The organism is Parabacteroides goldsteinii DSM 19448 = WAL 12034 (genome assembly GCF_000969835.1).
In the GTDB taxonomy this organism is placed as follows: Bacteria; Bacteroidota; Bacteroidia; order Bacteroidales; family Tannerellaceae; genus Parabacteroides; species Parabacteroides goldsteinii.
On the sequence record NZ_KQ033913.1, the window covers coordinates 277,559 to 299,716 of the forward strand.

Genomic DNA, 22,158 nt, shown 5'->3' on the forward strand with positions numbered 1-22,158 from the left:
AAAAGCGATACAATTTGTATCGCTTCTGCACGGAAGGAGAGGCTCGAACTCCCGACACCTGGTTTTGGAGACCAGTGCTCTACCAACTGAGCTACTTCCGTATTGCGGGTGCAAAGGTAGGTTTTTATTTTTAATATGCAAGGCTTTTTTAGAAAAAGTGCAATTCTATTTTTACTTACCTGATAAAATCCAACGAAAAGCGAAACAACCGTCATATCTTTTTTTATCTTTGAAACCTTATAGAAAATATAATTAAATCTATATTGTATAAATACAATCAACAAAACATGGAAAACGAATTAGAAATGAATTCGAATCTTTTAGTCGAATTTTTGCAGAAACCTTCATCTGAGTTTACAAAGGCGGATATTATTTCTTTTATCCGCGAAAAAGGAATCAAGATGGTCAATTTTATGTATCCGGCAGGAGACGGCCGTCTGAAAACATTGAATTTTGTTATTAATAATGCAGCCTATCTGAATGCAATCCTTACCTGTGGTGAGCGTGTGGACGGTTCCAGCCTGTTCTCTTTTATTGAAGCCGGCAGTAGCGACCTGTATGTAATTCCCCGCTTCCGGACAGCTTTCGTCGACCCTTTTGCCGAGTTGCCGACAATCACTATGCTTTGTTCCTTCTTCAATAAAGATGGCGAACCGTTGGAAAGTTCTCCCGAATATACCTTGTATAAAGCAAGCAAAGCCTTTACGGAAGTAACAGGCATGGAGTTTCAGGCAATGGGCGAATTGGAGTATTATGTGATAGCGGAAGAGGAAGAATTATTCCCGGCAACCGACCAGCGCGGATATCATGAATCCGGCCCGTTCGCTAAATTCAATGAATTCCGTACCCAGTGCATGCAATATATTGCCCAGGCCGGCGGACAGATTAAATATGGCCATTCCGAAGTCGGTAACTTTACATTGAACGGAAAGATATATGAGCAAAACGAAATCGAGTTTCTACCAACCAAAGTGGAAGAAGCTGCCGACCAGTTAATGATTGCCAAATGGGTAATTCGTAATCTGGCTTATAGCTATGGTCTGGATATCACATTCGCTCCTAAGATTACAGTCGGAAAAGCCGGTTCGGGTTTGCATGTTCATATGCGAATTATGAAAGACGGTAAAAACCAGATGTTGGCCGACGGTGCTTTGTCTGAAACAGCCCGTAAAGCGATTGCCGGAATGATGCAACTGGCTCCTTCGATTACTGCGTTCGGAAATACGAATCCAACCTCTTACTTCCGTTTGGTTCCTCATCAGGAAGCTCCGACAAACGTTTGCTGGGGCGACCGGAACCGTTCGGTATTGGTACGTGTCCCCTTAGGCTGGGCTGCAAAAAAAGACATGTGTGTATTAGCTAACCCCCTGGAATCGGAAAGCCATTATGATACGACACAGAAACAGACGGTTGAGATGCGTTCGCCGGATGGTTCTGCCGATTTGTATCAGTTGTTGGCTGGATTGGCTGTCGCTTGTCGTCATGGTTTTGAGATAGAAAATGCGTTGGAGATAGCAGAAAAGACGTACGTGAATGTGAATATCCACCAGGAAGAAAACAAGGCCCGTCTGGAAACATTGGACCAATTACCCGACAGTTGTGCAGCTTCTGCAGAACGTTTGCAAAAGCAACGGGCTGTCTTTGAGAAATATAATGTGTTTAGCCCGAGCATGATAGACGGTATAATCAAAAAACTGAAGTCTTATAACGACTTTACTCTGAGAGATGATTTGAAAAATGACCCCGAAGGAATGCTTCGGTTGGTAAATACTTATTTCCATTGCGGGTAAATTTTATCCTATGTGGATGGATATTATAAAAGAAAACCATTGCATTTTTTGCAATGGTTTTCTTTTATAATATTCCGAGCTCTTCAAACATCCCTCTGTAAACCGCCGCCTTTTCCTCTAATGGTTTCGGATAGGCTCGTGATGAGGAAGGCATACGATATAACCTGAATACCCGGTCCAGTAAGGTGAATGTTGAATAAGTTCCGACTTTCGGCTCTTCTGTCGGAGGCAATACCGATAAAATCGTATCCATCGCTTTCTGCCCTGTAACGACAATCGCTTTACATTCGGGTATTTGCGACAGGACTTCTTCCGGATTTATCGGTTTTATCACTTGCAGGAAATTATCGGAAGCATTATTCTTTAACCGGATTATTTCGACAGCCGTATCGCCGATACCGATACCTTTCTCCCGGCAAAAGGCTTTGGCTTTCTCTTCACTGAACGCCTTCTTTGTTTCAAGGAAATATTCTTTATTGCTATAAAACAATAGTCCGAGGATACGCCACATATCGTTCTGTATATTCGGGTAATAAAAGTTCATCGACCAACGTTGCATCGGAGGAGGAAAGCTTCCCAACATCAGCAATTTAGTCTGCTCCGGTAAAAAGAAACCTAACGGATGTAATTCTGAGACCATCGGGATATATGTTATCGTTTTATTGTCTGTTGTTTTTTTGCGTGCATTTCCCTGGCAAAAGCATCATAGCCGATTGCCTGTATCCTTCTGATACATGCCGGACGGTCGGAACGGAAGAGGATAGAAAATACTTTTCCGATGAAGTTATTGAACTTCTTGCATTCATCGATAGAACTGATTGTGCAGTCGGCACAACTTTTATAGTTATGCTCGATGTTACATGCCCGTATTTTACACCAGTCCGCTTTTTTATTCTCCCAGCATCCGGGGCATTGTCCTTTTACGAATTTACGACAAGCACCGCAATACAGGCCACAAGCTGCAACATATGCAGCGTCTGGTTGATATGTAAGGTTTTCCATTCCTTTCATATACTCTTTATTTTACAGATTCTTCCCATTCAGCCGCTTTGAAGCCGACCAATACCTGATTCTCGCTTACCAACAAAGGACGTTTGATTAGTTTGCCATCGGAAGCAAGTAGTTCTATCTGTTCCTTTTCACTCATGGAGGGCAATTTGTCTTTCAACTGCATGGCTTTATATACAAGGCCACTGGTGTTGAAGAAGTTCTTCAGCGGTAATTTGCTGCGTCCTATCCATTCCGTCAACTCTTCAGCCGAAGGATGCTGGTCGATTATATGGCGGTCCTCATAAGCAACTTTATGTTCGTCCAGCCATTTTTTTGCGTTCCGGCAGGTACTGCATTTCGGATATTCTAAAAATAGATATTTCATACCTGTCTGATTTTATTTGTCTTTTTTACGTTGGTTTTTGGCATCTTCCTTGGCAAGAAGGACAATGTTGTAAACGAAATCGGTCATCCATTCTTCCGAATAGCCTAATGTCTCTTTGTATTTGCGGATGCTCCAGGCTGTTTTCTGGACACTGACCTCTTTCCATTCCGAACGGGTTACAATCTCATGGATTGTTTTTGCTGTCTGGTTATATAATAATTTTTTTACCAGCATGGAGAAACGGAACTTCCATTGCATCAGGTTATCCAGCAGGGAGAACAGGTCATTACAGAATCCCTGGAAAAGGAAAAAGTATGATTTGATGTCGTTTTGCGACTTACAGTTCTTTTTTACTGAGGCTTCTATTTCCTTGAAGAAACTTTCTTTCATGGCATAGTCCTGCATTAATATCTTGCGGACACGTGCCTTTTCTGCGATACCTGGCTTGTTATTTTGGGTAGGAATTTTTAGCATCCGTTTGAAAAGGGCCATATCCGACAACATATTAATATTGGTAATACCCAACTGTACGGCCATTACCGCCTGATAATATACGCGGATTAATGTTACAAATTCTTCAACGGAGCCTTTTGATGTAGCTTCTGTTTCCTCTTTTTCTTTCTTGAATAGTTTAGAAATTATGTTCATGTGTATCTGTTATAAAATGATTACGGGGACAAAGATACTAAAACTTGTCCCCGTTTTAAGAATTTCTATTCAATTCTCTCAACTGTTACCTCCGGAAATTCTTCCATGAAAAGTAGCAGCTGGTTGTCGTCCGTACTTTTCCTGGCCTTTATAACCAGGGTGACAATGAAAGTATCGACGTTTGAATGACTGACTTTTTCCATTTGGTAGGAGACGAGCAGGTAGCCTTTGTCGTTCAGAACCCGGGTTACCTTTTTTATGATATCTTTCTCATTGGTGGAAAAAATAATCATCGAACTTTTCATTCCCAGGCTTTTAAAGATATAACTTAGCAGTTCAAGTCCCATCAGGGTCAGTACGGTTGCCGCAACACCGATGCCGTACATTCCGGCACCGATTGCCAGGCCGATTCCGGCTGTTGCCCATATTCCTGCGGCAGTCGTCAGTCCGCGAACAAATTGTTTTTGTATGATAATGGTTCCCGCTCCGATAAAGCCGATACCACTAACAACCTGTGCCGCAACACGGCTGGGGTCGAGCGAAACACTACTTTCTTGTATAATCTGCTGAAAACCGTATTGGGATACAATCATGATAAGGGCACTTCCCAGTGAGACAAGGAAATGTGTACGATAGCCGGCTTCTTTCGCCCTGTATTCCCGGTCAAGACCGATTACGGCACCAAGAATACCGGCAATAAATAATCTCAGAATAAAATCCCATAACATAATTGTATGCCTCCCTTGTTTATAATCCCAATACTACATTTTGAAGAATATATACTCCTGCACCGGCCAGATATCCGATCAAGGCCAGTAAGGATATGTTTTTCAGATACCAGATGAAATTGATGCGTTCCAATCCCATCACGACAACCCCGGCTGCAGAACCTATGATCAGCATGCTGCCTCCAACTCCGGCACAATAAGCCAGGAATTGCCAGAATATTCCGTCCTGAACAAAGTTTGCCATATAAGTCGGATCTGTTGCTGTTGCGATGATAGCGTCTGTTGCAACCGGATACATGCCGATAGCTCCGGCTACCAGCGGAACATTATCAACTACGGCCGATAAAGTACCGATGATCAGGTTTACAGCATATACATTTCCGACAGTTTCATCCAGCCAGAAAGCGAAATCTGTCAATACACCACTACACCGCAATGCGTCAACAGCCAAAAGGATTCCGAGGAAGAATAATAGGGTTGCTCCGTCTATACGACGCACTATTTTTGACAGACGAAGTTTAAGGTCTTCATTGACAATATTTCGTTTATACATTAATTCTGTATAGATCCATAAAATACCGACTCCCATCAGGATACCCATAAACGGAGGCAAATGAGTGATCGTTTTAAATATAGGGACGAATATAAGACATAATACGCCGAGTATCAGTATCGAGAGTTTTTCTTTGGTTCTTAATTCTTTGAGTAGTTTGTCATTTTCATTATAGGTAAATGCATCGGGCGGAGTCACTTTCCCATGAAGGAAACGCATCATGATGAGAACGGGTACTATCATTGATACCAGACTGGGCAAAATCAGGTGTGGAATAGTTGAGGATGAGGAAATGTTTCCTCTGACCCAAAGCATGATGGTTGTCACGTCTCCAATTGGTGACCAGGCCCCGCCACTGTTTGCAGCAATGATAATCACGCTGCCGAATACCCACCGTTCTTTGTAGTTCCCCAGTAGTTTCCGCATTAGCATAACCATAACGATGGAAGTTGTCAGGTTATCGAGTATGGCAGACATGAAAAAAGTAATAAATGCGACCAGTAGTAATAATTTTTTTTTCTGGTTGGTTTTGATACGGTTTGTGATAAACATGAAACCGCCGTGAGCGTCAATCAACTCCACGGTAATCATCGCGCCAATCAAAAAAAATCAATGTTTCTGCAATTTCTCCGATACTGTCCAGTACCTGGTGTTCAACGACGAAGCGGGTACATTGTTCTACAAAAGGAAGATCTGCTATAGCCGGATAGGCATCCAGAAATTCTTTAAATTCTTCGGCTGATGCGGTCGGGATCAGATCAGGTGCAGCAAATGTGTATAAAACCCAAAGTATTGTTCCGGTCAGTAGGGCTGTTCCGGCTTTGTTCACCTTTAGCGGATGCTCTAAAGCTATACATAAGTATCCAATCAGAAAAACAAAAATCATTACTGTCAACATAGCAAATCTTCTTTTTCTTTTTAAATTCAGTTAATAGTCGCAAATGTAGGAATTATATGGAATTAACACTCCTTTTGGATGAAATGTTTTGAATTATATCTCATCCTGCTTTTTGTTTTCCTTATTCAATCGTAATCCGTTTTTTGCATTCAGAGGTGAAATGACTTGTTTTCCGGTTTTTGCCTCTAATTCAAGTCGGGCATTACGGGCAACTTCTCCTCCTTGCATTGCTACATCTATGTGTTCATTGAACGTATCCGGTTCGGTAGCCTCGGAAATTTGTTTGGTAGATAGTTCTGCCAGCATGTTGAGTACAAGTTCTGTGTTTGTCATATTATCCCGCAGATTTTCCTTTTTAAGACCTTTCAGTTGCTTGTATTCTTTAGTCGTGTTTCCTGACCATGTTTTGGTAATTATATCAGTGAGGGTTGCAAATTGTACTCCCTCCTGTAGACCGTGACGTTTCCATTCATCAGTCAGGTCTTTTCGTATTTCAATACTTTTGAGGCGCTGGTTGATCCAATTATCCGAATAGCCGAGACGTTTATAGTCAGTCATAGCCTGATCAATGGATAATTCCGGGTCCTGTAGTTGGTCAAGCCGCTCTTTTGCTACTTGAGCTATCCAAAGTTTGAACGGCTCTGCTTTAGGTGATGGGATGGACTGGATAAGACGAAAAAGTTGTTCAGTTGTGGCGACATCTGTCATGCGCATCTTTCCGTCAGAAGCAGGCATCTTCAACTGGTGACAATTTGTCACCAGTTCACTACCTTCTTCTTTTAGCCTCTGTTTTAGCTTGTTCCAGTATTTTCGACCATCTATGCTTTCGGTCAGAATAGATATTACATCCACTATAGAAAAATACCACTCTTCAGTTTCATCGTCCCAAAGAGTACGAACTTTTTTTTCTTCAAAAATTTTGATTGCTTCTTTCTTTGTCATGTTTCGATGGGTATATAGAGATTATTATTAAGGTCTTGTTTTTAGGGAGCGGTAAATGGGACTCGAACCCACGACCCTTAGCTTGGGAAGCTAATGCTCTACCAACTGAGCTACTACCGCGTTGACAGGTGCAAAAGTATATAAATCTTTTGTTTTTTTGTACCTTTGACGCAAAAATATTTTATCAGATATGAATAAAGAAAAGCTTACGCTGATTAAGGTCGGCGGAAAGATCGTTGAGGAAGAGGAAACATTGAAAAGTTTGCTTCGGGATTTTTCTCATATAGAAGGTTTTAAAGCATTGGTACATGGCGGAGGACGTTCTGCAACTAAACTGGCGAGCCAGTTAGGCATCGAAAGTAAAATGGTGAATGGCCGCAGGGTGACCGACGTTGAAACACTGAAAGTGGTAACAATGGTATATGGCGGCCTGGTCAATAAAAATATTGTGGCCGGTTTGCAGGCGTTAGATGTGAATGCACTAGGCCTCACTGGAGCAGATATGAATCTAATGCGTTCGGATAAACGTCCGGTAGCTGAAGTCGATTATGGTTTTGTGGGAGATGTGAAAGAAGTGAATGCAGATTTGCTGGCTTCTCTGATCCATCAGGGCATTGTTCCGGTATTGGCTCCGCTGACCCATGACAAACAGGGGCATATGCTGAATACCAATGCTGATACGATTGCCGGTGAAGCAGCAAAAGCACTGGCTAAGCATTTTGATGTAACATTAGTTTTCTGTTTTGAGAAAAAAGGTGTATTGCGGGATGAGAATGATGATGAAAGCGTTATTCCGGAAATAGACCGTACGGTATTTAAACAATTGGTAGAAGAGGGGATTATCCAGGGAGGTATGATCCCTAAACTGGAAAATTCATTTCAGGCAATCGATGCAGGGGTGAAAGAGGTTATTATAACCCAGGCTTCTGAAATCCATCAGGGAAAAGGAACGAAAGTTTATTGATAAAATGAAAAGAGGAAAGTTCGAATATAACTTTCCTCTTTTCATTTATTATTTGATGCTTCTTATTTTTACGTTACGGAACCAGATCAGGGAATCACCATGTTTACCCTGTAATCCGATATATCCTTTTGTTGGAAGTTCTGCAAATGGCTTAGGTAACCAACTGGGGATTTCACTGCCGTCCGGGTTGACTGTTCCCGAAGTCCATTTGCTCATGTCCATTTCCGTTACTTTTTTACCATTCAGGATAACATTAATGCGTTGTCCGACACATCTGATGCGCATATGGTTCCATTCGCCGGGCTTTTTTACTATTTTGTCTTGTTTTGCACCCAGGTGGCCGTAAATGGCTCCGCACTTTTCATAAGGTTTGCCGTTTCCCCATTTTTCACAATGATCGTCAGCAATCTGTATTTCTACAGAATTGGGAATCCAATCTTTAGTATCGGTGCAATATACTACAACGCCACTATTGGTTCCTACGTCGGTTTTGAAGTCCAAATCCAGTTCAAAGTTTTCATATTCGGTCTTTGTCCAAATGGATTCATCCTCCACTGCTGCAAGTACACCGCCTGTCATACTCCAAACTTCAGGATTGTAGCTGGCATCGGAAAGGTTTTCTCCGAACAGAGGTTTCCATTTGTTGTCGGAAGCTGAAACACTAAGGGTGCTGATGATGCCTAGAAAGAGAATTGAGAAATAAAAAAATCGTTTCATGTTATTGGATTTTAAGATAAAATAATTAGAAATCCAAAGATAGATAATCCATTTTAATAAGCGAGTAAAAACTGGTTAATTTTATACCTGTCTTTTGAATGATAGCAAAAAAGGTTGATTTATGCGAAATATGTTGTTTTCTGTTGCTGTTTTCTTTTATTTTATTATTTTTGTTTCGAAAAGGCTGGTGTCTGATTTCTGGATTAAATGTAATAAAATGTAAATACGATAAAAATAGTAAATAGATACGTTAAGTTGAGTAGGAAAATTACAGGCATTAAAATAACTAATTTGTAAGAATTTCATAGACATACCAGGCCTGTATATATAATAAGGGATTGCTCGGGATGAGTGATCCCTTTCTTTTAATAGTTCCTTTTATTCCGGTATGTTTAATTTTATAAATAAACTCTTTACCTTTGGGGGACAAATTAACAACAATGGAAAAGAGTAAAACAATCGTTAATATAAATAATGTAGTAACCCGTTTACCGGAACTGCGTTTTGCAGAGCCATTCAGCTGGAATATCAATGAAGGGGAACAATGGGCAATAGTCGGACCCAACGGAGCTGGTAAAACATTGATTGCCGACCTGATGCAGCGTAAGTTTGCATTGAAAGAGGGAGAGGTGACGTTCGGTTATGATGACAAAATCAGTAACCTGATAAAAAGTATAGCATTCAAAGACATTTACTCATTAGCTGATTGCCGGAATTCTTATTACCAACAACGCTGGCACTCAACGGAAACCGATGAAGTGCCGACTGTAGAAGATATTTTGAAAGAATATTCCGGTACAACGGATTTACATCAGATACTCTCATTTTTCGGTATTGAGGACTTGCTGCCTAAAAAACTCATTTTTCTTTCCAGCGGGGAACTACGTAAATTTCTTATCGTCCGTTCTTTATTGAACCATCCGCGTATTTTGATACTGGATAATCCTTTTATCGGTCTGGATGCGGCTTCGCGTGATGTGTTGGTTCATTTACTGCAACAAATGGCGAAGCTGGATAATGTACAGGTTATTCTATTGTTGTCGAATCCGGATGATATACCGGAGATGATAACTCACGTCCTGCCAGTCTATAACCGTACACCTTATCCTCCTCAGACACGTGCTGATTTCATGGGCCGGACAGACTTGTTGGCACATTTGTTTCCCGGTTATTCCGGGGATATTTCATTACCCGCATCGGATAAAGAACCCTCTACCCATGAAGTGACGTTCCGTATGGAGCATGTCTCCATTAAATATGGTAGGCGCACTATTTTAAAAGAACTGGACTGGGAGGTGAAAAATGGAGAGAAATGGGCGTTATTCGGTCCCAATGGTGCCGGAAAATCAACTTTATTAAGTTTGATTTATGCAGATAACCCTCAATCTTACGCAAATACCTTATATTTGTTTGACCGGAAACGGGGATCGGGTGAGAGTATCTGGGATATAAAAAAGAGGATAGGATATGTTTCTCCGGAGATGCATCTCTTTTATATGGAGAATGTGCCCACTTTAAATATCGTCGGTTCCGGATTTTTTGATTCTATCGGATTGTATCGTAAATGTACGGAAGAACAACAGTCTATAGCTTTGGCTTGGATGCGTGTATTTGGGATTGAAGAATTGAAGGACCGTTCGTTCCTGACATTGTCTTCCGGAGAACAACGATTGGCTTTACTGGCCCGGGCTTTTGTGAAAGATCCGGATTTAATTATTCTGGACGAGCCGTTGCACGGACTCGATATCAGTAATAAACGGAAGGCTGCCCGTATTATTGAGCAGTTTTGTGAACGGCCGGGAAAGACATTGATTTACGTCACTCATTATCCGCATGAATTACCTTCGTGTGTTGATAAACGTTTTGAATTGATTAAACATGCTTAAAATATAATACCATGAAATTGAAAGTCACAGCTTTCTGGTTGGTTGTATTGGCTGCTTTGTTCATTTTTCTTCAGGAATATAGCAAGTTCCATTTCTTTTTTATCGAACAAAGTCAGTTATTTCAATTTACCGGTGAGTATATTTCAGAGAAACTGGCTATGCCTGGTGGGTTTGCATTAACCTTTTCTGAGTTTTTGGTGCAGTTTTTTATCTATCCCTATGCCGGTGCCGGAATTACTGCGGGACTGTTGCTGTTAACCGGATTAGGAATGAGAGGGATTGTTCGCCGGATCGCTCCGGACACGAATTGTTTCCTGCTTTATCTGATCCCGATTGTTTTGATTATGTTCCTCCATTTTGATTTTAATTATCTGGTTTTTGGAACGATAGCATTCAACATGATGCTTTGTGCTTTGTATTTCTGCCTTTGTATATCGACAGACAAATGGCGGATGATAGCAGAGATCATTATAACACCTTTGCTTTATGGACTGGCCGGGTCTGTAGCATGTTTGTTTGCTTTGTCGGTGGTAGTATATGAGTTCTTTAATAAAACTCCCCGGTTTTACTGGTCGTTATTTTCTGTTGTTCTCGCTCTTCTTTGCGGGGTCTGCAGTGTCTATTTCTCGATGCTGGGGGAATATCGTTTTGCTTTCTTGCCGGATGCTTACTATCATACTGCATTGGAACCGAAAACTGTCATCTATTATTCATGGATTTCGTTGCCTCTGATCCTGATTGTCGCTTTTCTGTTGAGGAAAAGGAAGAAAGATATTGGTAAAAAACTCCTGATTGCCGGCGGAATCTTTCAGGTAATCCTTTTATTTGTATTATGCTGGTGGGGAATACCTGAATATGGAGATAAGAAATCAGCCAAAGTGAAAGAACTCGACTATTATGCAAGGACGGAACAATGGGATAAAATAGTGGAAAGCAGTCAAGGCACGTTGACTAATTATCTGAATATGTGTTTTTTGAATCTGGCATTATCTCAAAAAGGAGAGTTGGCAGATCGTTTATTCAGTTTTGACCAGAGAGGACCGCAGGGAATAATGGTCGGATGGAATAAAACAGAGCAGATATCCTCTTTATTGAGTGATATTGCTTTTGCCATGGGAAATCCGGCGATGGCTCAGGAAATGGCTTTTGAAGCATATGCAACAGCCATAGGAGAGGGGAATCCCCGTATGTTAAAGAGACTTGTTCAGACAAATATTATTTATGGGGAATATCCGGTGGCGGAGAAGTATCTGAATATATTGGAGAATACATTTTATTATAAAAAATGGGCCGGTGAACATCGTAAATTTTTATATAATGATGCTGCTGTAGAGCAGGATCCGGTGCTGGGACCAAGGCGCAAATGTTTACCGAAAGAGAACTATCTTTCAGAGATAAACTATATCGAAAAAGACATGCGTATGATCGCTGAAGCCAATCCGGAAAATAAAGCGGCCATCGAATATCTGGGAGCCTTTCTTTTATTGGCAAAGAATATGGATGGTTTCAAAGGACTGGTCGAAACTTATTATGGAACGGAGGTGCTCCCTGTGTTGCCGAAGTCTTTCCAGGAAGCAGTGATCACGTTGTCGGAAGCGGAACCGGATTATTGGAAACGTTTTGATATCTCTCCCTCCGTCATGCAACGTTTTGCAGAATACAAGAAACAGGTTCTGGCGAACCGGAATAATAAGAGTGCCCTTCCCGGACTGTTGCGCAGGGCTTACGGAGATACTTACTGGTTTTATTTTATGTTTAAATAAAGGAATGGGATATGAATGGAAATTATAAATATATAGCATTGCTGGCCTTGTTTTTTTCTTGTTCGGATTCGGTTCAGGTGAGTGATACGTTAAGCGAAAGACCTGCTATCTTCCCGGATTACACCGATATAACGATACCGGCAAATATCGCTCCGCTGAATTTCTCTTTGGAGACTCCTGTTGAAGATGCACGTGCTGTTCTGTCATTCTCGGATCAGCAGATAAGAGTGAAGGCGAAGGATAACCAGTTCGTTTTTCCTGTTTCTAAATGGAAAAAACTATTATCGTCTGCGGCAGGAAATGAGGTAAAGGTTGTTGTTCAGGTGAAAGATAAAGGGAAATGGGTGGAATATGCTCCTGTTAAATGGAATGTGGCGGCAGAACCGGTCGATCCTTATATAGCTTACCGTCTGATTGCACCGGGATACACTTTATGGAATAAAATGGGACTTTATCAGCGTAACCTGGAGAATTATACCGAGATGCCTATTATCGAGAATAAGATGAGTGGCAGGAACTGTGTGAATTGTCATTCATTTTGCATGCAGAATCCGGATAAGATGCTTTTCCATATGCGTGAAACATATCCGGGAACTCTTCTGATAGATGGCGATAAGATAGAAAAACTGAACACGAAAACCGAGCAGACAATATCCTCTTTGGTCTATCCTTCCTGGCATCCTTCCGGAAAATATGTGGCATTTTCTGTAAACAACACCAAACAGGGTTTCCATGCCAACGACAGGAACCGTATAGAAGTGTTTGATGAGGCGTCGGACGTTGTTGTCTATGATGTGAAAAAACATGAGATTGTAACTACGGCTAAGTTGTTTTCCAAAGATGCTTTTGAAACTTTTCCGACATTCTCTCCGGATGGAAAAACTCTTTATTTCTGTACGGCTCCGGCACGTCCTATTCCGGAAGAGTTTTCAGAGATTAAATATAATTTATGTGCTATCGGATTCGATCCTGACAGCCGGAGTTTCGGTTCAAAGGTAGATACTTTATATAATGCAGCAGTTTCAGGTCAGAGTGCTTCTTTCCCCCGGGTATCTCCGGACGGGAAATATTTAATGTATACAGTCTCGGGTTATGGAAACTTCTCAATCTGGCATAAAGATGCGGATTTGCAGATGGCGGATTTGTCAACAGGAGAAAGCATACCGTTAGATATATTGAATAGCAATGATGTGGAAAGTTATCATTCCTGGAGTAGCAATAGCCGTTGGGTTATATTTAGCAGTCGCCGGATGGATGGATTATATACACGTCCTTATATCGCTTATATAGATGAAAAAGGAAATGCATGCAAGCCTTTTTTATTGCCTCAGAAAGATACCGGCTTTTATGACCGTTTTATGATGTCATATAATATTCCGGAGTTTATTACCGGAAAGGTGAAAGTCGGTGGCAGGGTGTTAGGACTGAAAGCGAAAGAGGATAAAGGGATAGATGTGAAGTTCGCTAAATAAAAAAAGCCGCTTTTAAGCGGCTTTTTTTATTAGTAATATTAGTTGATTTTCTGTTATTTGGAAGAAAAAAGTTTATTCTTATTTATCCGAATGACTTTTCCGTATTTCGATAACTCATCCAGATTAATTCGTTTGGGGTCGCCTATTATACCGATAGCTACCGGGCGGCCTTTTACGTTTTGTTGATAGAATTTTACAACATCCTCAAATGATAAATTCTGGATTTTAGGTAATTGTGTTTTGGCAGGATCTTCGGTATAACCCAAACGCTTCCATGCTTCATACACTTGGCTTCTTGAACGGAAATCCGGTTTAGCCGTTTGAAGACCTTCCCTCAAATAATCTTTTATGCCACTGATGCGGTCTGCATATTCAGGCATTTCTGTCAATAGATTCATAAAGACATCAATTGCGTCTATCGTTTTATCTGCCTGGGTACCGATATATCCTTCGAAGTAGGCATTTTTATTAGCCAGAGGTGGCGTGATTTCTCCACCATCTGCGGTATAAGCCATAGAACGGTATTCACGAACTTCCTGCATAACCAATCCGCCGAATCCGCTTCCAAAATATTTGTTGAAAGCTTTGTAATAAACGTCATCTTCAACCTTAAAAGGATTACCTTCGACATAAAAATAAATCTTGCTTTGCAATGCATCGTTATCGGATACGAAATAGATCGTATTTTCTTTATATTGAACACGATCCTTTACAACAGGTGAGTTACTTGTCTTTTCTGTAGCTTTCAAAGGAAGGTTCTTGCTTAAAACATCGTAAACATCATTGAAAGGCATTGAACCCACATAATGAATTTCTGCTTCATAATCTGTGGCCCGATTGAATTCTCCTGTAAGACTGCTGATTGTTAGATTGATAATATCTTCCAATGGCATACGATCCAGATATTCGGATTTGTTTTGATACAGTAAATAGTCATGTAAGGCTCCTTCCAACAAATTTTCATTTTTTTCTTCGATAGCGCGCATCTGATAAGCAGAACCAATCATATTATTTAATTGTTTCTCATCAAGTTTGGGCATAAGGATCTGACGAGTCAGCAAATTACAGGAAGCTTCAAGATTTTCTTCGTAACCAGACATAGAGACATAAAGGTAATTGTCATCTACACCAAAATTACAAACTGCGCCTAGGGCATTGAACTCCTGCTTTAACGCTTGCGGTTCATAAGCTCCCATAATACCGGCATTGTTCATCAAATCGACGGCATATTGCAACTGTGGCATTTCATGAGTTCCGACTCCATATTTCAAAGTCAGTGTAAAAATAGCATTTTCTTTATTTTGTGTATAGAATAGCCGAGAGCGTTCATTGACTTTCTTGACCTGGACAGCATCGAACTTTTCATAAACCGGATCAACTTTACGAACCGGTAGCTTACGGAATTTTTCAGCATATTGTGATATCACTCCGCGTTCCGGATTGATCGGGTCATATTTGGGCTTGGATAACTTTTCAGCTTTAGGTGCTTTTCCCGGTTGATAGTTCAAGGCAATATAATTTTTATTGAAATATTTATTCGCAATCGCCTTTACCTGATCTATACTGATTGTTTTTACTTTTTCCTTATAATTCAATACATTACTAATGTCTTCATTGCAAATGAATGTAGATAATATTTTTTGCGCTTTATTATAGGAAGATTCGAAAGAAAGATCAAAATCACGAATGAGAGTAGCTTTGACAGAGTTAAATAATTCTTCATCAAATTCTCCTTTCTGTATTTTAGAGATTTCTGCAAGCAACATTTTCTCGAGTGATTTTATTGATTCAAAACGACGCTGGTTCACATCGTAATAAGGGATTCCGAGTATTAATATACGACCTTGTTCTTTAAAATTGATCAGGCCTGCATCTGCTCCCAGAACATCTCCGGACAAAGATAATTTATCCAGTAGCCCGGTACGATTGCGGTTGGATAACATATTTACGCAAATAGTAAGAGCCAGTTCGTCTGTATGTCCTGTCGGAACACCTTTAAAAGCTAATCTTAAAGTTGGAAAATCTCCCATTTTAGCACTATATTCAGTGCGACCTTTGATCTCCATCTCCGGATAGCTTTTTCGTTCCGGACTTTTTTGAGCTTCTAAACGGCCGAAACGGTCATTGATTAATCCCATTGCTTCTTTAAGTTTGACATTTCCGACCAGAATTAAAACCATATTTTCCGGGACATACCAATTATTATAGAAGTCTACCAAACCTCCTAAACGAGGATTCTTTAAGTGTTCCTGTAAACCTAATACTGACCTGGAATAGGGATGACCGGGAAAAATATGTTTCAACATAAAATCCTGCTGTAATGATCCTTGCATATCCTGACTTCTGTTAAATTCTTCATAAACGGTTTCCAATTCTGGCTGGAATGCACGGAAAACCGGATTGATAAAACGTTCTGAATTCAGATCGAGCCACTTATATAGTTGTGAGGGAGGAAACGAACTAAAATACATTGTCTCATCATATCCGGTCATTGCATTCAGCATTTTACCTCCCATATTTTCAGTCAGTTCTGCAAATTCATTTGGGGCCGTATATTGGGCAGCTTCTACTGTCAGTTTATTAATCTCAAGTGAGATAGCTTCTTTTTTTACAGGATCTGGCTCATTGGCCATTTCATCATATTTGGTAATGATTTGCTCATATAGAGGTTTTTCTTTTTCCCAATTCAAAGAACTGATCGATTGGGTACCTTTAAACATCATGTGTTCCAGGTAATGTGCCAGTCCTGTTAAGTCTTCCGGATCATTTACCGCACCAACTTTTACTCCGACTAAACCAAACACATCATTTTTCGTACTATCTTCCCATATATATACAGAAAGTCCGTTTTTAAGTTTAAAACCTTTCAAACCTTGTGCTGAAACCGTGAGAGAAGAGGCTACAGCGATTATCAGTAAAACTAATGAATAGAATTTTCTCATTTGTATCAAGTTTATAAATGTTGTTGATTCAATAGAAAACAAAAAAGATACTGTCTTACTTAAGTAGAATAAAACAGTATCTTTTTCATATTAATGTATGTTATATGTTATTCCGGAAATTCCAGTATTTCAACAGCTTCATTGGTATATTGAGCTAACTTTCCATTTAAGTAGACAACAAAGAATGCCGAAATATTATATTTATTTCCAACTTTTTCTGTACCGGTACAATACAAAGAAGTCATACCGTAAGTATCATCTTTATATCCTGTTTCTTGTATTGCAATATTATCTATTTCTCCATTTGCATCTGTTGAGAAGATGATGGGATAACCTTCCACATAACAATCCGGTAACCGATATACATCTGCTTCAACAGCTTTCTCAATAACCTGTGGCCAGGATTCTCCGAAAATATTGGATGTGAACGTTCCTGTACCTATTGAATTAAAGGTTAACTTGCGTTGAGCTTTTACCGTGATAGAATTAACGTTAGTAGGAGAGGCTTTAGCTTCATCAAATCCTAAAGTTAAAACATATTGGTCTGTTACTCCCAATAAATTGATATCTTTATAAGTAATAACTGCTTCTGCAACAGATTTTCCATCTTCGAACGTCAGAGTTGGATTTTCCAATGTAAACAACTCTTCAGTTCCTTCGGCAGGAGTAAAGGTCAGTTCAAGAGTAGAAGTTCCCTGTGTTGTTCCGCGATAGACAGGAACAACGATCTTGTTTCCATCCGTTGCTAACATTTCGACTTTCTGTGTAGCTCCGGCAAAAGCATAAACTGCACTGTCTCCACTGTAAACGACACCATCATGCTCTGAACAACCAACGAATGCCATTGCCATTAGAATCAGCAAGGATAACGATTTGAATATATTTGATTTCATATTTCTATTGCTTAATTATTAAACATGTCATTAGAATGGATTCTGATCGGATGCGCTGATATTGGCATTACCGTCTATTTCCGATTGGGGCAATGTCATTATGAACGCATTGGAACCGGCATTTGTATCTACATTCTTAACCAATTCGGTATGATTAGAGCCGCTATAATCACGATCGAAGCCCAGTTTTAAACGTTGCAAATCGAATATACGTCCTACTTCGCCCCATAATTCCACACGCCGCTGGAATAAGATTTCATCCATAAGAGTCTGCAGCGGAGCTACTGTATTCTGATTATAAGAATTAGAATCGGAGAATTTTGCCAAACGAACCGCATAATTGCTGTCGCGTACGCTTCCTAATTGTGAAATTAACTTCCGTGCTTCAGCATAATGTCCTAAGTGACATTCTGCTTCTGCGGCGATAAGCACCATTTCTTCTCCGCGCATATAAATATAATCACCGGTACGGCTGGTTACATTTGCAAACTTGAATTTTACCTGACAATAAGGCAACATAGATGTACCACTCACTATTTCGTCTTCACTCAGGTCACCTCTCCACCAAGATTTCCGTTCATCTGTCTCGGGCATATTGTTGTATAACCAACTGGAAACACATTTTTCTGCACCTGAAGCATACATTCCTTCAGCATCAGCATCCATGTGACTGAACAAGGAGGCGAAATGTTGACTTTGATCTGCTATAACTTCTACACCCCACAATACATCGGCATTTTTTACACTATTAAATCCGGTTAATGAACTAACAGGAAGAACAGCTTGCAATCCCGGCTTTTTCAAAGCCTCTTTGGCAGCAGCTAGTGCGCCTTCATAATTTTGTTGAACGAGGCAAACACGTGCCTTGATTCCGTTCGCTGCATAATAGTCGATATGAGATGGATGTTTTTGTTCAACACCACAATCTTTCAATAGCGAGATGGCTGTTTCCAAATCTGAATTGATCTGTTTATAGACATCTTCCACAGTACCACGCGGTTTACCTTCAGATGAGCTTGTAGTCGGTTCCGTATATAAAGGTACTCCGGGAGCCGATTCATTTCCTTTATAAGTCTGTTGATACAACTGGATCAATTGGAAATAAGAGAGTGCTCTCATGGCATAGGCTTGTCCTACAACGCTGTTTAAAAGATTCTGATCACCTCCGGCATCCGGTGCTTGGGCGATAATGTAATTGGCATTTGAGATCAGCGTATAATGAAGATTCCAGAACTGATATGGACGTCCTTGCTTATGTGTATAATCCTGACGAACATTAAAACGGTAATCTTCATAAAACCAGCCTTGTCCTTGTCCAAGCATCAGGTGGTCTTCTCCCATCAAATCGCCAGCTAAATAGACACCGACAAATCCGGGATTTTCGTCAGCCCAACCTGTACCCCAACCAGCTACATAAGTAGCACGATAAATACCATTCATCGCCGTTTCAGCACCATTGGCATCGCTAAATATAATTGTTCCGCTGACTTTATCGGTCGGATTTGTTTCCAATTGGTCGTTACATGCTCCCAAAGTAAGTAATCCGACAGCAGATAATATATATATTACTTTTTTCATTTTTTTTCGTATTTATATTTTACTGGTTCTGCTTAAAATTTAACATCTACACCGAAAGAAATAGTTCTTGAAGGTGTATAAACAAATGTAGTACCACCGCTGAAGTTATATTGCGGGTCCATACCTTTCAAATGAGAGAATAACACCAGATTATCGGCTGTAGCCGTGAAGCGTATCTCTTTCATGAACATTCCCTTTGTCAATCTGGTCGGCAAAGAATAACCTAATGTGATATTTTTAATCGCCAAATAAGAAGCATTGATCAAATCGGCGTCTGTGATAGGATACGCTTTACCAATTTCAATTTTAGGTACGTCGGTAATATCTCCCGGCTGTTTCCATGCCCTTTCCAGGTTTTTATGTTTGGCTTGTCCGACATAGTTTCCATACATAAAGGTATTATATACGCTATCCAACACTTTACCACCGATCGAATAAGTACACATGATGCTTAAATCGAAACCTTTATATTTGAAATCGTTTGTGAATGATCCGTACAAATTCGGAATACGGCTACCCATAATCTGTTTAGAAGCTGTAGCTTTGTTTATATTGGAAGAGATGTAAGGTTCTCCCGGATTGCCATTTTCATCCGTATCCCAAACCCAATACAATTGGCTACCTGTCGCGGGATCTACTCCGGCAGATTTTGCTGTATAGAATGAGTTAATCGTTTCACCTTCCTTTATAATATAGTTTCCGCTAATGATTTCTGGTTTATCAGCCAAATGCAATACTTTATTCTTGATAGTCGATCCCATCAAGGTCAGGTCCCAGGTAAAATCATTCGTGTTGACCAAACGACCGTTTAACGTAATATCCCAACCGGTGTTGCGCATGCTACCGATATTTTTCAAATAACTGTCGAATCCTAAAGAAGAAGCCATCGGGTAATCGAGCAACATATCCGTTGTTTTACGGTTGTACCATTCGATAGATGCTGAGAAACGATCGAATACTTTAGCTTCGACACCCACGTTCAGATTACCGTTTTGTTCCCACTTCAAATTCGTGTTTTCAAGAGAAGATACTAATGCACCACTCATGGAGGCATTAGGCCAACCTAAATCATAGAAAGATTGCCAAGCATATAATGTACCGACGTTGTCATTACCCTGAACACCATAGCTAGCCTTCACTGACAGATTATTCAACCAGTCCACATCGCTTAGGAATGCTTCGTTATTCATACGCCAGTTTGCACCGACCGACCAGAATTTACCCCAACGATAATCTTTGTTGAAACGAGAAGAACCATCTGTACGGAAGCTGGCCGACAAATAATATTTGTCCATATAATCATAGTTTGCTCTGAACAAATAAGATTCGATCGTATAAGAATCCTTTAGAGAACTAGCGTCTGTGATAGTAGTAGCACCAGCTAATTCATAGATACCTCCGAATGGGAAACCAGACTTGGTTGCACTCAAAGAACTCACTTCGTAATCATAATATTCGTGACCGGCTAAAAAGTCAATGTGATGTTTGTCATTGAACTTTCTATCATAAGTCAGTAATTGGTTGAATGTATAACTGAAATAACGATAGTTAGACTTGGCCAGCATACCTTTTACACTGGCTGCATTTCCGAAATAAGGATTATAATAAGTAAAGTTATTTCGGTTCACATAATCAAAACCGAAGTTCGCTGTCAATTTCAATCCTTGAAGGGGACCGTCTTTCAAATCACCCAAACTGATATAAGTACGTCCACTTACGTTATCGTCGTTTGTTCCGTATTTGTCATCAAACAAAGTTGCAATGCTATTAAAATTGGCATTTGCTCCTGCGGGACGAGTTGAACCATAATCAAACATAGGTGCACCATCGGCGCCATACATAATTTGTCCATTTTCATCCAATTGATGTACAGGGAAAATAGGAGCCATCAATTGAGCCGAGTAGAAAATATTTGATGAAGCAGAAGTAGATGTTTGAGAAGTGTTACTCTTCGTATGGGCAAAGTTTGTACTCAAACCAGCGGTCAGCCAATTTTTATATTCTGTATCCACATTGATACGACCCGTGTAACGTTGAAAGTTAGTAGTTTTCAACAAACCGTCTTCATTCAGGTAGCCTAAAGAAAACATGTATTTTGTTTTATTCTGAGAACCGGACATGTTCAATACATATTCCTGACGTAACGGATTGTTTGCTGTAGCTTCATCCATCCAATCTTCATGATAACGTAATGTTGCATCAGAACGGATCTTACCTGTAACCGGATCAATTAGTTCTGCAATAGGAAAGTTAAACGGATTATACATCTGGTTAGTACCAAAGATCGCTTTAGCTCCGCTTCCCATAGCTGTTAATGCAGCAACACCTGCTGCTTCAGGAGATAATCCGTTACTTGCAATCTGATCATTTTTATATGATTGGAAAATCGTTTCCAGATAACCTCTTTCATCCATTGTCTCATATCTGGGGATAGCACGTGAAGCAATACCCCAATTTGCTTTCAAATTGACAAGTAAAGCACCATCCTTACCTTTTTTAGTTGTAATCATCACAACTCCGTTTGCACCACGAGATCCATACAACGCACCGGCAGATGCATCCTTCAATACAGTCATCGACTCGATATCGTTTGGATTGATTGCATTGATATTACCGTCATAAGGAATACCATCTACCACATACAACGGGTTTTGAGATGCTTTGATAGAACCGAAACCACGAATTACGACAGAAGAACCAGACCCCGGCTGTCCGGAACCCGATGTTGTCTGTACACCGGCCACTAGTCCATCTAATGCTTTACTAACATTAGCAACGGTTCTCTTTTCGATCTTTTCATTTTTGATGATTTCGGCAGAACCAGTAAATGATTCTTTCTTCGCAGTACCATATGCAACTACAACAACCTCATCAAGAGATTGATTATCAGTCTGCATTAGGATTCTTAAATTAGATTTTACTTCGATCTCCTGAGTCTTCATACCCACGTAAGAAACTACCAGAGTCTTTGCAGAACTTAGTCAGTTGTAACACGCTGATTAATAGCTA

At 40.2% G+C, this 22,158-nt stretch carries 16 protein-coding genes, 2 tRNA genes and 1 pseudogene; 5 read left to right on the forward strand and 14 right to left on the reverse strand.

Features of this window, described 5'->3' with window-relative positions; genetic code table 11:
- Positions 1 to 28 precede the first annotated feature (28 nt).
- Positions 29 to 101: transfer RNA gene (locus tag HMPREF1535_RS14215), tRNA-Trp, on the reverse strand.
- Positions 102 to 287: 186 nt separating this feature from the next.
- Between HMPREF1535_RS14215 and HMPREF1535_RS14220 the strand changes: the two genes are divergently transcribed.
- Positions 288 to 1,790, forward strand: a complete 1,503-nt coding sequence (locus tag HMPREF1535_RS14220; protein WP_007652603.1) for a glutamine synthetase family protein — start codon at positions 288 to 290, stop codon at positions 1,788 to 1,790.
- 64 nt (positions 1,791 to 1,854) lie between these two features.
- Here HMPREF1535_RS14220 and HMPREF1535_RS14225 read toward each other — a convergent pair whose 3' ends face one another.
- From HMPREF1535_RS14225 to HMPREF1535_RS14260, 8 genes and pseudogenes are all read right to left on the reverse strand, one after another.
- Complete coding sequence (locus tag HMPREF1535_RS14225) at positions 1,855 to 2,430, reverse strand: uracil-DNA glycosylase family protein (protein WP_010800012.1); 576 nt, start codon at positions 2,428 to 2,430, stop codon at positions 1,855 to 1,857.
- 11 nt (positions 2,431 to 2,441) lie between these two features.
- Positions 2,442 to 2,801, reverse strand: a complete 360-nt coding sequence (locus HMPREF1535_RS14230) for a DUF3795 domain-containing protein (protein ID WP_007652606.1) — start codon at positions 2,799 to 2,801, stop codon at positions 2,442 to 2,444.
- Positions 2,802 to 2,808: 7 nt separating this feature from the next.
- Positions 2,809 to 3,165, reverse strand: coding sequence for an arsenate reductase family protein (locus HMPREF1535_RS14235; protein ID WP_007652607.1), 357 nt, complete (start codon positions 3,163 to 3,165; stop codon positions 2,809 to 2,811).
- 12 nt (positions 3,166 to 3,177) lie between these two features.
- The gene (locus HMPREF1535_RS14240; RefSeq protein ID WP_007652608.1) at positions 3,178 to 3,813 is read right to left on the reverse strand and encodes a hypothetical protein; all 636 of its coding nucleotides are present in this window, start codon (positions 3,811 to 3,813) and stop codon (positions 3,178 to 3,180) included.
- Between the two features lie 65 nt (positions 3,814 to 3,878).
- Positions 3,879 to 4,541, reverse strand: a complete 663-nt coding sequence (locus tag HMPREF1535_RS14245; RefSeq protein ID WP_007652609.1) for an MgtC/SapB family protein — start codon at positions 4,539 to 4,541, stop codon at positions 3,879 to 3,881.
- Between the two features lie 19 nt (positions 4,542 to 4,560).
- Positions 4,561 to 5,992, reverse strand: a pseudogene (gene nhaD, locus HMPREF1535_RS14250) (sodium:proton antiporter NhaD).
- Positions 5,993 to 6,085: 93 nt separating this feature from the next.
- Positions 6,086 to 6,934 (reverse strand): BRO-N domain-containing protein, encoded by an 849-nt coding sequence (locus HMPREF1535_RS14255; RefSeq protein WP_010800009.1) that lies wholly within the window; start codon positions 6,932 to 6,934, stop codon positions 6,086 to 6,088.
- 47 nt (positions 6,935 to 6,981) lie between these two features.
- Positions 6,982 to 7,054: transfer RNA gene (locus HMPREF1535_RS14260), tRNA-Gly, on the reverse strand.
- Between the two features lie 70 nt (positions 7,055 to 7,124).
- Here HMPREF1535_RS14260 and argB point away from each other — a divergent pair.
- Positions 7,125 to 7,898, forward strand: a complete 774-nt coding sequence (gene argB / locus HMPREF1535_RS14265; RefSeq protein WP_007652612.1) for an acetylglutamate kinase — start codon at positions 7,125 to 7,127, stop codon at positions 7,896 to 7,898.
- A 48-nt stretch (positions 7,899 to 7,946) separates the two neighbouring features.
- Here argB and HMPREF1535_RS14270 read toward each other — a convergent pair whose 3' ends face one another.
- Entirely contained in the window at positions 7,947 to 8,615 is a 669-nt protein-coding gene (locus HMPREF1535_RS14270) for a 3-keto-disaccharide hydrolase (RefSeq protein WP_010800008.1), read from the reverse strand.
- A gap of 440 nt (positions 8,616 to 9,055) precedes the next feature.
- Between HMPREF1535_RS14270 and HMPREF1535_RS14275 the strand changes: the two genes are divergently transcribed.
- From HMPREF1535_RS14275 to HMPREF1535_RS14285, 3 genes are read left to right on the forward strand one after another with little or no spacing between them, the layout of a single operon-like run.
- Positions 9,056 to 10,501 carry an ATP-binding cassette domain-containing protein gene (locus HMPREF1535_RS14275; RefSeq protein WP_046146657.1) on the forward strand — a complete coding sequence of 482 codons (1,446 nt, stop codon included), beginning with the start codon at positions 9,056 to 9,058 and terminating at the stop codon, positions 10,499 to 10,501.
- A gap of 11 nt (positions 10,502 to 10,512) precedes the next feature.
- Positions 10,513 to 12,264 carry a DUF6057 family protein gene (locus tag HMPREF1535_RS14280; RefSeq protein WP_007652617.1) on the forward strand — a complete coding sequence of 584 codons (1,752 nt, stop codon included), beginning with the start codon at positions 10,513 to 10,515 and terminating at the stop codon, positions 12,262 to 12,264.
- A gap of 11 nt (positions 12,265 to 12,275) precedes the next feature.
- Positions 12,276 to 13,736, forward strand: coding sequence for a TolB family protein (locus HMPREF1535_RS14285; protein ID WP_046146658.1), 1,461 nt, complete (start codon positions 12,276 to 12,278; stop codon positions 13,734 to 13,736).
- 53 nt (positions 13,737 to 13,789) lie between these two features.
- On the opposite strand, the gene HMPREF1535_RS14290 is transcribed toward HMPREF1535_RS14285, so the two are convergent.
- From HMPREF1535_RS14290 to HMPREF1535_RS14305, 4 genes are all read right to left on the reverse strand, one after another.
- Entirely contained in the window at positions 13,790 to 16,678 is a 2,889-nt protein-coding gene (locus HMPREF1535_RS14290; protein ID WP_046146659.1) for a M16 family metallopeptidase, read from the reverse strand.
- Between the two features lie 107 nt (positions 16,679 to 16,785).
- Positions 16,786 to 17,571 carry a hypothetical protein gene (locus HMPREF1535_RS14295; RefSeq protein WP_010800003.1) on the reverse strand — a complete coding sequence of 262 codons (786 nt, stop codon included), beginning with the start codon at positions 17,569 to 17,571 and terminating at the stop codon, positions 16,786 to 16,788.
- A 30-nt stretch (positions 17,572 to 17,601) separates the two neighbouring features.
- The gene (locus HMPREF1535_RS14300; RefSeq protein ID WP_010800002.1) at positions 17,602 to 19,149 is read right to left on the reverse strand and encodes a RagB/SusD family nutrient uptake outer membrane protein; all 1,548 of its coding nucleotides are present in this window, start codon (positions 19,147 to 19,149) and stop codon (positions 17,602 to 17,604) included.
- Positions 19,150 to 19,181: 32 nt separating this feature from the next.
- Complete coding sequence (locus HMPREF1535_RS14305; RefSeq protein ID WP_082207542.1) at positions 19,182 to 22,112, reverse strand: SusC/RagA family TonB-linked outer membrane protein; 2,931 nt, start codon at positions 22,110 to 22,112, stop codon at positions 19,182 to 19,184.
- Between the last annotated feature and the right edge of the window lie 46 nt (positions 22,113 to 22,158).

Bases quoted from the DNA above. Each gene is read 5' to 3' on its own strand.
- HMPREF1535_RS14220 (WP_007652603.1), top strand. From the start codon at position 288: ATGGAAAACGAATTAGAAATGAATTCGAATCTTTTAGTCGAATTTTTG.
- HMPREF1535_RS14225 (WP_010800012.1), bottom strand. From the start codon at position 2,430: ATGGTCTCAGAATTACATCCGTTAGGTTTCTTTTTACCGGAGCAGACT.
- HMPREF1535_RS14230 (WP_007652606.1), bottom strand. From the start codon at position 2,801: ATGAAAGGAATGGAAAACCTTACATATCAACCAGACGCTGCATATGTT.
- HMPREF1535_RS14235 (WP_007652607.1), bottom strand. From the start codon at position 3,165: ATGAAATATCTATTTTTAGAATATCCGAAATGCAGTACCTGCCGGAAC.
- HMPREF1535_RS14240 (WP_007652608.1), bottom strand. From the start codon at position 3,813: ATGAACATAATTTCTAAACTATTCAAGAAAGAAAAAGAGGAAACAGAA.
- HMPREF1535_RS14245 (WP_007652609.1), bottom strand. From the start codon at position 4,541: ATGTTATGGGATTTTATTCTGAGATTATTTATTGCCGGTATTCTTGGT.
- HMPREF1535_RS14255 (WP_010800009.1), bottom strand. From the start codon at position 6,934: ATGACAAAGAAAGAAGCAATCAAAATTTTTGAAGAAAAAAAAGTTCGT.
- argB (WP_007652612.1), top strand. From the start codon at position 7,125: ATGAATAAAGAAAAGCTTACGCTGATTAAGGTCGGCGGAAAGATCGTT.
- HMPREF1535_RS14270 (WP_010800008.1), bottom strand. From the start codon at position 8,615: ATGAAACGATTTTTTTATTTCTCAATTCTCTTTCTAGGCATCATCAGC.
- HMPREF1535_RS14275 (WP_046146657.1), top strand. From the start codon at position 9,056: ATGGAAAAGAGTAAAACAATCGTTAATATAAATAATGTAGTAACCCGT.
- HMPREF1535_RS14280 (WP_007652617.1), top strand. From the start codon at position 10,513: ATGAAATTGAAAGTCACAGCTTTCTGGTTGGTTGTATTGGCTGCTTTG.
- HMPREF1535_RS14285 (WP_046146658.1), top strand. From the start codon at position 12,276: ATGAATGGAAATTATAAATATATAGCATTGCTGGCCTTGTTTTTTTCT.
- HMPREF1535_RS14290 (WP_046146659.1), bottom strand. From the start codon at position 16,678: ATGAGAAAATTCTATTCATTAGTTTTACTGATAATCGCTGTAGCCTCT.
- HMPREF1535_RS14295 (WP_010800003.1), bottom strand. From the start codon at position 17,571: ATGAAATCAAATATATTCAAATCGTTATCCTTGCTGATTCTAATGGCA.
- HMPREF1535_RS14300 (WP_010800002.1), bottom strand. From the start codon at position 19,149: ATGAAAAAAGTAATATATATATTATCTGCTGTCGGATTACTTACTTTG.